At 26.6% G+C, this 12,943-nt stretch carries 15 protein-coding genes and 1 riboswitch; of the genes, 7 read left to right on the forward strand and 8 right to left on the reverse strand.

The window, feature by feature from the left end:
• On the forward strand, positions 1 to 474 hold the full coding sequence (gene nrdG / locus HF862_RS00720) for an anaerobic ribonucleoside-triphosphate reductase activating protein (RefSeq protein ID WP_170186008.1): 474 nt from the start codon (positions 1 to 3) through the stop codon (positions 472 to 474).
• A 39-nt stretch (positions 475 to 513) separates the two neighbouring features.
• Here nrdG and fucO read toward each other — a convergent pair whose 3' ends face one another.
• From fucO to dinB, 8 genes are all read right to left on the reverse strand, one after another.
• Entirely contained in the window at positions 514 to 1,662 is a 1,149-nt protein-coding gene (fucO, locus tag HF862_RS00725) for a lactaldehyde reductase (RefSeq protein WP_170186009.1), read from the reverse strand.
• A gap of 132 nt (positions 1,663 to 1,794) precedes the next feature.
• Positions 1,795 to 3,009: a bifunctional 3,4-dihydroxy-2-butanone-4-phosphate synthase/GTP cyclohydrolase II gene (locus tag HF862_RS00730; RefSeq protein WP_170186010.1), complete on the reverse strand. Its 1,215-nt coding sequence runs from the start codon at positions 3,007 to 3,009 to the stop codon at positions 1,795 to 1,797.
• 18 nt (positions 3,010 to 3,027) lie between these two features.
• Entirely contained in the window at positions 3,028 to 3,678 is a 651-nt protein-coding gene (gene ribE / locus HF862_RS00735; RefSeq protein WP_170186222.1) for a riboflavin synthase, read from the reverse strand.
• Position 3,679: 1 nt separating this feature from the next.
• Positions 3,680 to 4,798 (reverse strand): bifunctional diaminohydroxyphosphoribosylaminopyrimidine deaminase/5-amino-6-(5-phosphoribosylamino)uracil reductase RibD, encoded by a 1,119-nt coding sequence (gene ribD / locus HF862_RS00740; RefSeq protein ID WP_240934730.1) that lies wholly within the window; start codon positions 4,796 to 4,798, stop codon positions 3,680 to 3,682.
• Between the two features lie 2 nt (positions 4,799 to 4,800).
• Positions 4,801 to 5,262: a 6,7-dimethyl-8-ribityllumazine synthase gene (gene ribE, locus HF862_RS00745; RefSeq protein WP_170186011.1), complete on the reverse strand. Its 462-nt coding sequence runs from the start codon at positions 5,260 to 5,262 to the stop codon at positions 4,801 to 4,803.
• Between the two features lie 141 nt (positions 5,263 to 5,403).
• Positions 5,404 to 5,517: riboswitch (FMN riboswitch) on the reverse strand.
• A gap of 69 nt (positions 5,518 to 5,586) precedes the next feature.
• Complete coding sequence (locus tag HF862_RS00750; protein ID WP_170186012.1) at positions 5,587 to 6,069, reverse strand: bifunctional precorrin-2 dehydrogenase/sirohydrochlorin ferrochelatase; 483 nt, start codon at positions 6,067 to 6,069, stop codon at positions 5,587 to 5,589.
• Positions 6,070 to 6,316: 247 nt separating this feature from the next.
• Positions 6,317 to 6,499: a hypothetical protein gene (locus HF862_RS00755; RefSeq protein ID WP_170186013.1), complete on the reverse strand. Its 183-nt coding sequence runs from the start codon at positions 6,497 to 6,499 to the stop codon at positions 6,317 to 6,319.
• Between the two features lie 64 nt (positions 6,500 to 6,563).
• Positions 6,564 to 7,613 carry a DNA polymerase IV gene (dinB, locus tag HF862_RS00760; protein ID WP_170186014.1) on the reverse strand — a complete coding sequence of 350 codons (1,050 nt, stop codon included), beginning with the start codon at positions 7,611 to 7,613 and terminating at the stop codon, positions 6,564 to 6,566.
• A gap of 328 nt (positions 7,614 to 7,941) precedes the next feature.
• Here dinB and HF862_RS00765 point away from each other — a divergent pair, with 328 nt between their 5' ends.
• The 6 genes from HF862_RS00765 to HF862_RS00790 all read left to right on the forward strand — a co-directional run bounded on the left by HF862_RS00765 (position 7,942) and on the right by HF862_RS00790 (position 12,930).
• The gene (locus HF862_RS00765; RefSeq protein WP_170186015.1) at positions 7,942 to 8,415 is read left to right on the forward strand and encodes a hypothetical protein; all 474 of its coding nucleotides are present in this window, start codon (positions 7,942 to 7,944) and stop codon (positions 8,413 to 8,415) included.
• 93 nt (positions 8,416 to 8,508) lie between these two features.
• Positions 8,509 to 8,664: a LemA family protein gene (locus tag HF862_RS00770; protein WP_170186224.1), complete on the forward strand. Its 156-nt coding sequence runs from the start codon at positions 8,509 to 8,511 to the stop codon at positions 8,662 to 8,664.
• On the forward strand, positions 8,664 to 9,671 hold the full coding sequence (locus HF862_RS00775) for a toxin-antitoxin system YwqK family antitoxin (protein ID WP_170186016.1): 1,008 nt from the start codon (positions 8,664 to 8,666) through the stop codon (positions 9,669 to 9,671). Before HF862_RS00770 ends, HF862_RS00775 begins: the two co-directional genes overlap by 1 nt.
• 59 nt (positions 9,672 to 9,730) lie before the next feature.
• Positions 9,731 to 10,108: a hypothetical protein gene (locus HF862_RS00780; RefSeq protein WP_170186017.1), complete on the forward strand. Its 378-nt coding sequence runs from the start codon at positions 9,731 to 9,733 to the stop codon at positions 10,106 to 10,108.
• A gap of 22 nt (positions 10,109 to 10,130) precedes the next feature.
• Positions 10,131 to 10,814: a hypothetical protein gene (locus HF862_RS00785; RefSeq protein WP_240934732.1), complete on the forward strand. Its 684-nt coding sequence runs from the start codon at positions 10,131 to 10,133 to the stop codon at positions 10,812 to 10,814.
• A 334-nt stretch (positions 10,815 to 11,148) separates the two neighbouring features.
• On the forward strand, positions 11,149 to 12,930 hold the full coding sequence (locus HF862_RS00790; protein ID WP_170186019.1) for an adenine deaminase: 1,782 nt from the start codon (positions 11,149 to 11,151) through the stop codon (positions 12,928 to 12,930).
• The last annotated feature ends 13 nt before the right edge of the window (positions 12,931 to 12,943 follow it).

Genomic DNA, 12,943 nt, shown 5'->3' on the forward strand with positions numbered 1-12,943 from the left:
ATGAAAATAATATCAGTAGTAGAAAATGACCCAATTAATAGTATGACAGGGTTTACTTTAACATTTTACTTTGCAGGATGTGACCATTATTGTAAAGGATGTTTTTCACAAAATACTTGGGATTATGAAAGTGGACAGGAGTATGAGATGGAGGATATAAAAGAACTTATTCTTAATTCTCGTTGGAAAAATGTAACTTTTTTAGGTGGAGACCCTTTATATTTTAAAAATAGAGAAGAGGTCATAGAGTTAATCCATTTTATAAAAGAAAAAACTAATAAAAATATTTATTTATGGACAGGATATACAATAGAAGAAATAAAAGAATGGATAGACCCAAGTATTATTGATTACCTTATAGAAGGAAGATTTGAAATTGATAAAAAGGATTTAAGATTAAAGCTTCGTGGAAGTTCAAATCAAAGAGTATTTCATAAGGGAATAGAGATGAAGGATATAGATAAAATAAACTAAGAAAAAGCTCGAGAAAACTTTCTCGAGCTTTTTTAACATTTAATAAACTTTTTTATAAAGAGCCTCTATATCAGACAAAACTACATCTTTTGGATTTCCACCAGTACATACATCAGCTAAAGCATCTTTAGATAATTTTGGTAATCCCTCTTCAGGAATATTTATTTCTCTTAAAGTTTGAGGAATTCCAACATCAATAGCCAGTTTTCTTACAGCATTAACAGCACTTTGAGCAATTTCTTCTTTAGTCATTCCTGTAGTATCAACACCCATAGCTTTTGCAATATCTCCATATTTATCTATACAAGCACTCATATTAAATTCCATAACTGTTGGTAATAATAATGCATTGGCTACTCCGTGAGGAATATCATAAACGGCACCTAATGGATGAGCCATTGAGTGAACGATTCCTAATCCTACATTAGAGAATCCCATACCAGCTACATATTGAGCTATACTCATTCCTTCCATATCAACTAAATTTTTATCAACAACAGCTCCTCTTAAATGTTTAGCTATTAATTCTATAGCTTTTAACTCAAACATATCAGATATTACATGAGCTCCTTTAGTAATATATCCCTCTATAGCATGAGTTAGAGCATCCATTCCTGTAGCTGCTATTGTCTTATTAGGCATTGTTAACATAAGTTCAGCATCAACAATGGCAACTAACGGAATATCTTTTGGGTCTACACAAACTATTTTTCTGTTTTCATCTTCTAAAGTAATTACATAGTTAATTGTTACTTCAGCAGCAGTTCCACAAGTAGTAGGTAAAGCAATAATAGGTACAGATTTAGTATGAGTAGGAGCCACTCCTTCTAATGATTTTATATCAGCAAATTCTGGATTATTTTTAACAATTCCAATAGCCTTAGCTGTATCTATAACAGAACCACCACCTACAGCCACTAAAAAATCAGCTCCTGATTTATTAAAAGCTTCTAATCCATCTTTACAATTTTTTACTGTTGGATTTTGTTTAATTTCTGTAAATATTTCATAAGGAATATTAGCTCCCTCTAAAACAGATTTTACCTTATCAACAACCCCACAACTTTCAAGAATTTTGTCACTTACAAGTAGAGCTTTTTTATATCCTCTAGCTTGAATTTCTAGAGCTAAATTTTCTCTACTTCCTAAACCAAAATAACTAGTTTCGTTTAAAATATATCTTGCCATCTTTTTCCTCCCTATAATTTTTGTCACGATACATATATACAACTTTTTTTATAATTTGTCAATAAAAATATAAAAAAAATCTTTTACGAACAATTTTCGTAAAAGATTTTTATAGGATAGATAGAATTTATTTTATTTATTTTCTTTACAACAATCAAAATGAAGTTTATGCCCCATTTTTTCAAATTTAGTTCTTAAGTATTTTTCATTAACATTATTAGGAGCTATTTCTATTTCAGCTCTCTTTTCAACTTTAACTCCATAGCTTTCAAGTCCTGAGATTTTAGCAGGGTTATTTGTCATAAGAGTTACAGATTTTACACCTAAAGCTTTTAACATTTGAGCTGCTACTGCATAATCTCTTTCATCTTCTCCAAATCCAAGAGCAAGATTAGCTTCAACAGTATCATAACCATTATCTTGTAATTTATAAGCTTTTATTTTATTAATAAGTCCAATTCCTCTTCCCTCTTGTCTAAGGTATAAAATTATTCCTTCACCTTTAGCATCAATTTCTCTCATAGCTCTTTTTAATTGAGAACCACAATCACATCTATAAGAACCTAAAATATCTCCTGTGAAACATTCAGAGTGAATTCTTACTAGTACATTTTCTTTTCCAGAAACGTCACCTTTAACTAAAGCAATATGTTCTTTCCCATCTAATTGATTATCAAATCCAACTAATTCAAAAGTACCAGAATCAGTAGGAAGTTTTGCTGAACATTCTACTTTTACTAACTCATCATGAACTTTTCTATAATGAATTAAGTCTTCTATAGAAATTATTTTTAAATTATGAATTCTAGCAAATTCTAATAAATCATCTAATCTAGACATCATTCCATCTTCTTTCATAATTTCACAACAAAGTCCAACTTCTTTTAGTCCAGCAAGTCTCATTAAATCAACAGTAGCTTCTGTATGTCCATCTCTTTCAAGTACACCTTTTGGAAGAGCTCTTAATGGAAACATATGTCCAGGTCTTCTGAAATCACTTGGTTTTGAATTTTCATCAACAACTTTCATAGCTGTAACAGAACGCTCATAAGCAGAAATTCCTGTTGTAGTATCTATATGGTCTATAGATACAGTAAAAGCTGTACAGTGATTATCTGTATTATTAGTTACCATTTGAGGTAAATCTAATTTTTTTATGTAATAATCAGACATAGGCATACAAATAAGTCCTTTTGCATGAGTAGCCATAAAATTTACATTTTCTAATGTGGCAAACTCAGCAGCACAGATAACATCTCCTTCATTTTCTCTATTTTCATCATCAACAACAATAATTATTTTTCCATCTCTTAAATCTTGAAGAGCTTCTTCTATTGTATTAAGCATTTGTTCCTCCTTAAAATTTTAGAAAAATCCATGTTTAGCTAAAAAATTCAAATCTAGTTTTGATTTTTCCTCTTTTTCTTCTTTAAAATTTAGAAGTCTTTCAATATGTTTTCCTATTAAATCAGTTTCTATATTTACATAATCTCCAACTTTCTTTTTTCCTAATGTAATCATCTCTTGAGTATGTGGGATTAAAGAAACTGATAAAGTATTATCTTTATGACCAACTATAGAAAGACTAGCTCCATCTATACTAACTCTACCTTTTTCTACAACATATTTCATAAATCTATGTTCAATTTCAAAAGTATAAATTTTTGCAATACCATCTTGTTCGATAGATATGATTATTCCCTCACAATCTACATCACCTGTAACTAAATGTCCACCAAGTGGAGTAGAAAGAGTTATAGATTTTTCAAGATTTACCATATTTCCTGGTTTTAATCTTTTTAGATTAGTTCTTTTTATAGTTTCATGCATACAATCAGCTACAAAATAATCTTTTCCTATTTCAATAGCAGTAAGACAAGTACCATTAGTAGCAATACTATCTCCTAATTTTGCCCCCTCTAATACTTTATTACATTTAATTTTTAATTGAACAGATTTATCTCCATTTGTTATAGATAAAACTTGTCCCATTTCTTCAATTAATCCAGTAAAAATATTAATCACCTACCTTAAGGCTATTATTTATATTTTTATGAAATTCAATAGATACATTATCATCTATAATATTATATTTTGTATTTTCTAAATGAAAACAATCTTTTATTTCTCTAAAACTAAATCCATCTATAAAAGAAAGTCCACCACCTAAAATTTTAGGTGCAATAAATATCTCGCCACCATCTATTCTATCCTCTTTAAAAGCTCTAGAAATTAGATGAGAACCACCTTCTAATAAAACAGAATCTATTTTCATCTCTCCAAGTTTATCTAATACCTCATCTACAGAAAAATCATATCCATCTAATAAAATAAATTTTATTCCTCTATCTAAAAGTCTTTGATAACTTAAAACATTTTTATTATTACTTTTTGTATTTTCAATAGATGTAACTATTATACTTTTTGAATCTTCATATTCTATAAAATGACAATCATCTAAAGGTGTTCTTAAATGTGGGTCAATAACTATTCTATATGGATTTCTTCCATTTTCAATTCTAGAATTTAATCTAGGATTATCTTTTATAAGAGTATTAACTCCAACCATTATTCCAGTATATTCATTTCTTAAATATTGCACTTTTTCTCTTGATTTTTCATTTGTAATCCATTTAGAATCTCCAAAAGATGTAGCAATTTTTCCATCTAAAGTTATGGCACATTTTAAGAAAAGATAAGGTTTACCTGTTTGAATATATTTGAAAAAAACTTTATTTATTTCTAATGCTTTTTCTTGTAAGACACCGACAACAACTTCTATTCCAGCTTCTTCAAGAATTCTTTTTCCTCTACCTGCTACTAGAGGGTTTGGGTCAAGAACAGCAATTACACATCTTTTTATTTTCATTTTTTTTATTTTATCAACACAAGGTGGAGTTTTACCATGATGAGAACAAGGTTCTAAAGTTACATATAAAGTAGCTCCATTAGCCTTTTCCCCAGCTTCATCTAGGGCATAAACTTCAGCATGAGGACCACCATAATATTTATGATATCCCTTACCTACTATTTCTCCATCTTTTACAACTACTGCTCCTACTAATGGATTTGGATTAACTTGACCTTTTCCTTTTACAGCAAGTTCAAGAGCTAATTCCATATATTTAGTATCCATTATTACATCCCCTTTAATAAGTTGCACATTTCTATAGCACCATTTGCTACATCAAATCCTTTATTTCCAGCTTTAGTTCCAGCTCTTTCAATAGCTTCTTCAATACTGTTAGTAGTAAGAACTCCAAACATAATAGGTATATTTGTCTTTAAAGATATAGTAGCACATCCTTTAGAAACTTCAGCACACACATAATCAAAGTGAGGTGTAGCTCCTTTTATTACAGCTCCTAAAGCAAGAATAGCATCATATTTTCCTGATTCAGCCATTTTTTGAACTACTACAGGAATTTCAAAAGCTCCTGGAACCCAAGCAAGAGTAATATCATCATCATTAACTCCATGTCTTTTTAAAGCATCATTAGCTCCACTAACTAATTTTGAAGTGATAAACTCATTAAATCTTCCAGCAACTATTCCTATTTTTAATCCTTTTCCATCAAAATTTCCTTCTAAAACTCTCATTATTTCCTCCTGTTTTTTTGAAACTTACAGGGAAAAAGAAAAACCCGAAATCAACTTTCGGGCATTTATAACAAAGTATACAAATAAATAAAGAATATAATAAATATAAAATTTATTTAATGATTTATAAATTATGTACTTTGTAATCTTCTTCCATCCAGACTATACTGTCGGTCTTGGAATTTCACCAAGTCAGTGATAACACTCGCGGACTTTACCGCCGATCGGGAATTTCACCCTGCCCTGAAGTTTTACAATTTTAATTTAGTTTTATATCTAACTAAATTATATAGCACTTTAATTTTTTTGTCAAGTTAAATAAATTTAATTTTTATTTTCTAAAAATTTTTCAATTTTATTCTTTAATACCAAAGATTTTTTTGGGTCTCCATTGGCAGAAATTCCAATCTTATAATTTTGATTTTCAATTACACTACAAAATCTTACAGTCATATTATCATTAGAAGAAACATTGTTTATTAAAATATTGTTATCTCTACAATAATTTGTAATTTGTTCATTTAATTTTTTATCATCAGTAGCAGCTATGACCATAAAAGCATCTTTTGTAATAAATTCTTTAAAATTTTCTTCTTTTATCTCTTTCATAATTAATTGAATATTTTTTTTATCAAATAAAAAAGATGTTATAGATTTATCTTTTATTTGTTTTGTGTAGATTAGAATATGAGCTCCCAAAGAGAGAAGTGTTGTGATTTTTCGAGCAGCCACTTTTCCAGCTCCTATTACTAAAATATTTTTTCCTGTTAAATCAATGAAAAATGGGAAAAAATTATTTTTAGTCATTATTATATCAGCTCCTTTAAATAAAATGATATTTTTATTTTATCATACAAAATATTAATTGTAAATAAAAATAAAATAACACTTTTTTTTAGTCCGGTAAAATTTATCATATATTATTTTTAAATTAACATAAAAAATAAAAAATTAATTTATAATTTTCTTATTATATAAAAAAGATTGCTATAAATTATTTATCATTAATAATTTATAACAATCTTTCTAAATATTAAAAAAAATTTTTTTAATTTTAAACAAAAACATTTACTTCTTTTCCATTTATTAAAGTTATAACAAACCAATTAAGATTAGGATACATAGGAGCATTTCCATTATCTTGAACATTATCAACTAAATCACAATTTTTAAGTTCTTCTAGTTGTTCTTCTGTAATTGGTTTAGCATTAAATTCCATTAATTCTTCTAAAGTCATAATTTTCCTCCATAAATAAAATATTTTATATAGATATTTTATCACTTTAAATTTATATTACAAGTTAAATTTTAAAAGAAAGTTGTCTTGAAGAAAATTCTATAAGATTTTTAAAAGAAACTCCCAAAAGTCTTATATCAGTTTTTTCTTCTAAAGTATTAAATAAATCATCAACAATGATTTTTAATTGCTCTTTATCATTAGTTACTAAAGAAAGGGTTTTAGATTTACTGATTACTTTCATATTACTATATTTTATTTTTATAGTTACAGTTTTTGTTAAAAAATTTTTTTCTTTTAATCTCTCATAAGATGTTTCAAATACTTCATCTATTTTCATACTAAATTCTTCCTCTGTATTTAAAGGATAAGAATAGGTATTTTCAGTTCCAACAGAGTGAGTTGGTCTATCATATTCTACTTCACTATAGTCTAATCCTCTACTAGAAAGATATAATAGCTCTCCTCTTGATTTTCCATATTTAGTTGTCAATTCTTTTAAAGAGAGATGAAAAATGTCTTTTACATAAAAATATCCATCTTTATTTAAAATTTTTTCAAATTTTTCTCCTATTCCTTGTAATCTCCTAATTTTTTTATCTTTTATATATTCTATAAATTCTGATTGAGAATTAAAAATAAATTGTCCATTTGGTTTATTAATATCACTAGCTGTTTTAGCTGAAAGTTTATTATAGCCAATTCCAATAGAACAAGTTAGTTTTGTATGTTTAAAAATCCTTTCTCTAAATAATTTTGCAAATTTTTCTTTGGAAGTATATTTATCTATAATTTCAGTTATATCTATATACCCTTCATCAAGAGCTATAAATTCTATTTTGTGTGTGAGCTTTAATACTAAATTGTGAATTTTTTCAGATTCTTTTATATATTTATCTTTATCAGGAGGGACTACGATTAGATGAGAACAAAGTTTTTTTGCTTCAAATAAACTCATTGCTGAATGAATACCAAATTTTCTAGCTTCATAACTAGCTGTTGTAACTACTCCACCAGCAACAACAAGAGGTTTTCCACGATATTTTTTATTGTCTCTAATCTCAACTGAAGCATAGAAAGCGTCAAGGTCGTAGTGAAGAATAACCCTATCCAATTTAACCTCCTTTCATAAAAATAAAATTATAGATAAAAATATATATGTATATAGATATTATAATATACCTATATTAAAAAGTCAAAATTAAATATTTAAAAGATATTTTTCTTATTGAAAAACTTAATATAATTATTATAAATAAAAAAATAATATTTAGTGAAAAATATGGTATAATGTTAATGGAGTGTTATATTTATTTTCTTTTATTGTTACTTACTTAATAAAATGAGGTGATGCTTATGAGAAATTATTTTTTAGAAATTAAAAGATAATTTTGTCATGAGCATTTTTTTATTAAAATTTTTGAGAAAAGAGAGGGATATTTATGTTAAAAATAGTAGGAATAATACTTATAATTGTAGGAACTTTTAACCTTTTTCAATATAAAAAAGCTACAGATAGAAATTTTTATGTAAATGGAACTCTTATTGATTATAGTTATTCTCCATCTGTAAATAGATATTTTCCTGTATTTAGATATATAGTGGATGGAGTAATTTATGAGGAAGAATATAGGGGAGTTTACAAAAGTGAAGAAAAAATAGAAAAATTAAAAAATATGAATATTGATGAAATGCCAAAAGTAGCTAAAAAATTTATGAAAAAATTAAAAGAAGTTAATTATATAGAATATGAAATTGGAAAAGAATATAAATTATTAGTGAATAAAAATAACCCTAAAGAATATTGGATAGCAGAAGATGGGGTTAATAAAGGAAGAGAATATATTTGGATAGGGATAGGAATTATGTTTTTAATGGTATCTTTTATTTTAAAACTTATTAAATTAAAATTTTAGAAAGATAGAAAAAGGGTTAATATATTTTGATAAAGATATATCAATTATATACAATAGATAATTTAAGAATAATAATAGAAATACAAAAGATGGATTTATAATGATACAGTAACAAAATATAATGAAAATATTAAAATGTTTCCAGGAAATATAATAGCTAACTTTTTTAATTTTAGTGAAGAAAAGTTTTTTAAAGCTGATGAAAAAGCAAGTAATAATATAAATATTGATTTTTATGGAGGTAAATAATGAAAATAAAAATAGTTTTAAGTGTAATAACTATATTAGGAATAGCAGTTGGAACATATATTTATCAAAATAAATATTCTTTTTATAGATATTTACCTGCTGAAGATGAGTCTAAACTTCAGAGTATCAATTTTAAATGGTGTGATGAAGAGGGTAAAGTATTTAGTGGCAGAATTAAAAGTGGAAGTGATTCTTACTTAAATATCTACTCTTATAAAGATGGAGAATTAGATGGATTAAATGTAATATATTATAAAAATAAAATAAAAGAGATAGGTCATTGGAAAGAAGGAAAACAAAATGGACTTTTTCAAATGTATACAAAAGATGGAATCTTAGTTGATAATGCTAATTTTAAAAATGGAGAAAGAGATGGTCTTACAGAACAATATTATAGTGCTACAGGAAAATTAAGGATAGTAGCAAACTTTAAAAATGGAGTACTTGATGGAAAATATAAGGCTTATTATCCTAGTGGAGCTTTACAAGGAGAAGTATTTTATACAAATGGAGAGATGAATGGAGAAATTAAAGAGTATTATGAAAATGGAAATTTAAGGCTTGTTGGAAATTATAAAAAAAGTTTAGAAAATGGAGAGTGGAAATTTTATTTGGAAAAAGGTAATTTACAATCAATAGTAAATTATAAAGATGGAGAAATGAATGGATTAAAAGAAGATTATTATGATAATGGAAAAGTCTGGACAAGAAGTGAATTTAAAAATAATATTCAAGAAGGAATTTATGAAGTTTATTATAAAGATGGAACTCCTCAATTAAAAGCTAAAATAAAAGGTGGGAAAATTATAGAGGAACAAAGATTTAATAGAGATGGAACAATTTATAATGAGAATGATGATAAGGTATTTGTAAGTGAAACTGTTGTTGATGCTTTTGAGGGAAGTAATATCACAGAGAATGAGGAAGAAATAACTATAAAGGAAGTTGATGATAAGGGAAATATAATATCAGAATCTCAAAATGATAAACAAGAAGCAGAAAATTAGAAGAGGGAAATGATGAGGTAGAACTTTTAGGAGAAACAATAGGGAATGCTTTTAATTCTATGGTTGAAACTTTAATAATTTCTAATCTTGTCTATATAGACCTTATGAGTTTTGAAAAAATAGAAATATCTGAAGAAAAATTAAAAATAAATGATAAGGATGAAATTCCTTATAAAAGAAATTATAAAAATGGAGTATATGGAGTTAATATTCCTATTGAAAATAATAATTACTTGTGGGTTCAGTTAAGAGAAAATAAAAGTGGGGAACATAAATTATTTTTTGAAGAATATAAAAAATTTAGAGAAAATAATGAAAAGGAAATTAGAAAGTATCTTGAAGAATTAGTTTATCCTATAATAGATGATTTTTATAAAGGAGAAGGAAAGGAGGCTAAATTTTTTGATATAACTATTTCTATAAAAAACTACTCTTAAAATAATTTTGGAGGGGATATTGATGAAAAAAGTCTTAATATTTGTAGGCTATTTATTACTAATTATTTCTTTGAATTTATATGGGAAAGATATGGAGGGAGAAAATAAAATGGAAAAAGATATTGATTTTGGATTAACTATTAATAACAAATATTTTCCTGTTCCAATTACTTTAGAGAAACTTATTAAAGATGGTTGGAAAATAAGTGATAAAACACCATATTTTTTAAATCCATTAGTTGGGGAAGATTATTATGAAGTAAGAAAAGATTGGTCATTATCAGAAGATAAAAAAAGTATTATTAAAGGTGGAAAAATCATTAGACTTTTAGAAAAAGATGGAATATTTTTAGAAGTAACTATAACAAATCAGAATATTTCTGAAGATGATGAGAAATATCAAAAAATTGAAGAAGGAGTAGTTAATTCTATTTTAGTTTTTTATAATAAAGTGATTAATAGTATAAAATTGAATAATAGAGAATTAAGAGATTTAACACCAGATATTTTAATAAAAGATTATTCTTTAAATGATGGTTGGGAACATATTCCAACAAATTATAGAAATCACCCAGAATTTGGAATTTCAACAGAATATACTATAGATAATAATAAAAGAAGTATTAGTATATATTTTGATTTAGAAAATAAACCATTTAAAGTAGAAATATTAAATGAAACACTTCTAAAAAATATAGAAAACTAAATAATTAAAAAATAAGAAAATATAGGTAGAAGATTTTTCTACCTAATTTTTTATTTAATAATTTTATATGTTAGAGATGAAAAATAACATAGAATAAAACTTATTAAAAAGTCTATAATAGATTTTAATTTAAAATTCATTTTTTATTTATAAAAAAAATTTAAAAAACATATTGACTAATAAAAAACAATATGATAAAATGCTCACATAATTTTAAACAACTAAATAAAAATTCCATTTGAAACACTAGACGCAGGACGGGAAACCTGATTTGCATATGCCGTATGGTGTTTTTTTATTTTTAATATTATTTTTAAATAAAAATGGAGGAAAAATGAAACAAGTAACAGTAGAAAGTTTAAAAGAATTAGTAAGAGCTGGTAGAGGATTAATCCCAGCAACAATGGTAATTAAAAATGGAACTCTTGTAAATGTTATGTCAAGTGAGATTTATAAAGCTGATGTGGCTGTTTACAAAGATACAATAGTTGCCATAGGAAATGTAGAAGATTATATTGGAAAAGATACTGAAATAGTAGACGCTACAGGAAAATATATAACTCCTGGACTTATTGATGGACATATCCATAGTGAGTGTAGTAAATTAAGTATCACAAGTTATGCTAAAGCAGTAGTACCTTGTGGAACTACTAGTATGATATCTGGATTAGATGAATATATTTCTGTTGCAGGATTAGAAGGATTAAAAGAAATTTTTGATGAAATTGAAAAAAGTCCATTAAAAGTATTTTGGGGAGCTCCACATCAAACTCCATATACAATTCCCCAATCAACAATAGCATGTAATTTCACAAAAGAAACTCATGAAGAAGTTCAAAAATGGAGTCAATGTTTTGGTGTTTGGGAAACAGTTAGAGAATTTATTCAAGAGGAAGATGAAAATACTTTAGGAGCTATTGTAGAAGCAAATAAAAATCGTTTACCAGTATTTGGTTGTGCACCAATGGCTAGAGGAAAAGAATTAAACGGTTACTTGTGTGGTGGAGTTCGTTTAGACCATGAAAGTTATGACCATGAAGAAGTAGTAGAAAAAATGAGAAATGGAATGCATATGCTTATAAGAGAATCTTCTGTTACTCATTTCTTAAAAGAAAATATGAGAGCTGTAACAGAAGTTAATCCAGCTTTTGCTAGAAGAGTAAGTTTCTGTACTGATGACGTTACAGCAAGTGATGTATTAGAAAAAGGACATTTAGATAATGTAGTAAGACTTACAATAGAACAAGGAATAGACCCTATGACAGCTATTCAAATGGCTACTATAAATAGTGCTGAAGCTTATAGAATAGACCACTTAATAGGTTCTGTAACTCCTGGAAAAATTGCTGATATATTATTAGTAGATAATTTAGAAAACTTTAAAGTAGATACAGTTATTACTAATGGAAAAATCGTGGCTAAAAATAAAAAACTTACATATGAATTAAAAGCACCAAAAAGAAGTTCAGTATTAACAAGTAAATTAAAATGTGACAAAGTAACAGGAGAAGACTTTAAATTTAAAGTTGCTCAAAAAGATGGAAAAGTTAAAGTTTTATCTATGAATGTCATTGGACCTTTTGTAAGAAAAAGAAGAGATGCTATTCTTAATGTAGAAAATCATTTTGTTCAACCAGATGTAGAAAATGATGTTTTAATGGTATCAGTTATAGAGAGATTTGGAAGAAATGGAAATAAATCTTTAGGATTCTGTTCTGGATGGAAATTGAAAAAAGGAGCTATGGCTTCTTCAGCAGCTCCAGATGATAATAATATAGTTGTATTAGGAGCAAATCCAGAGGATATGGCTGTGGCCGTAAATCATTTAATTGAAAATGGTGGAGGACAAGTTGTAGTATGTGATGGAAAAGTTATAGAATTTTTACCATTACCTGTTGGTGGAATTTGTAGTGATGATGAACCAGAAGAAATAGCAAGAATTGAAAAACTTTTATCTAAAGCAGCTAATGAATTAGGATGTGATTTACCAGAGCCATTAATGTATATGTTCTTCTTACCAATCACAGCAATTCCTGATTATGCAATTACAGATGTTGGACCTGTAGATTGTATAGCACTAAAAACATTTAACCCTATACTAGAAGAAAATTTATAATAATTTATAATAT

The organism is Fusobacterium sp. FSA-380-WT-3A (genome assembly GCF_012843705.1).
Classification (GTDB): domain Bacteria; phylum Fusobacteriota; class Fusobacteriia; order Fusobacteriales; family Fusobacteriaceae; genus Fusobacterium_B.

Bases quoted from the DNA above. Each gene is read 5' to 3' on its own strand.
- nrdG (WP_170186008.1), top strand. From the start codon at position 1: ATGAAAATAATATCAGTAGTAGAAAATGACCCAATTAATAGTATGACA.
- fucO (WP_170186009.1), bottom strand. From the start codon at position 1,662: ATGGCAAGATATATTTTAAACGAAACTAGTTATTTTGGTTTAGGAAGT.
- HF862_RS00730 (WP_170186010.1), bottom strand. From the start codon at position 3,009: ATGCTTAATACAATAGAAGAAGCTCTTCAAGATTTAAGAGATGGAAAA.
- ribD (WP_240934730.1), bottom strand. From the start codon at position 4,798: ATGGATACTAAATATATGGAATTAGCTCTTGAACTTGCTGTAAAAGGA.
- ribE (WP_170186011.1), bottom strand. From the start codon at position 5,262: ATGAGAGTTTTAGAAGGAAATTTTGATGGAAAAGGATTAAAAATAGGA.
- HF862_RS00750 (WP_170186012.1), bottom strand. From the start codon at position 6,069: ATGACTAAAAATAATTTTTTCCCATTTTTCATTGATTTAACAGGAAAA.
- HF862_RS00755 (WP_170186013.1), bottom strand. From the start codon at position 6,499: ATGACTTTAGAAGAATTAATGGAATTTAATGCTAAACCAATTACAGAA.
- HF862_RS00765 (WP_170186015.1), top strand. From the start codon at position 7,942: ATGTTAAAAATAGTAGGAATAATACTTATAATTGTAGGAACTTTTAAC.
- HF862_RS00775 (WP_170186016.1), top strand. From the start codon at position 8,664: ATGAAAATAAAAATAGTTTTAAGTGTAATAACTATATTAGGAATAGCA.
- HF862_RS00780 (WP_170186017.1), top strand. From the start codon at position 9,731: ATGGTTGAAACTTTAATAATTTCTAATCTTGTCTATATAGACCTTATG.
- HF862_RS00785 (WP_240934732.1), top strand. From the start codon at position 10,131: ATGAAAAAAGTCTTAATATTTGTAGGCTATTTATTACTAATTATTTCT.
- HF862_RS00790 (WP_170186019.1), top strand. From the start codon at position 11,149: ATGAAACAAGTAACAGTAGAAAGTTTAAAAGAATTAGTAAGAGCTGGT.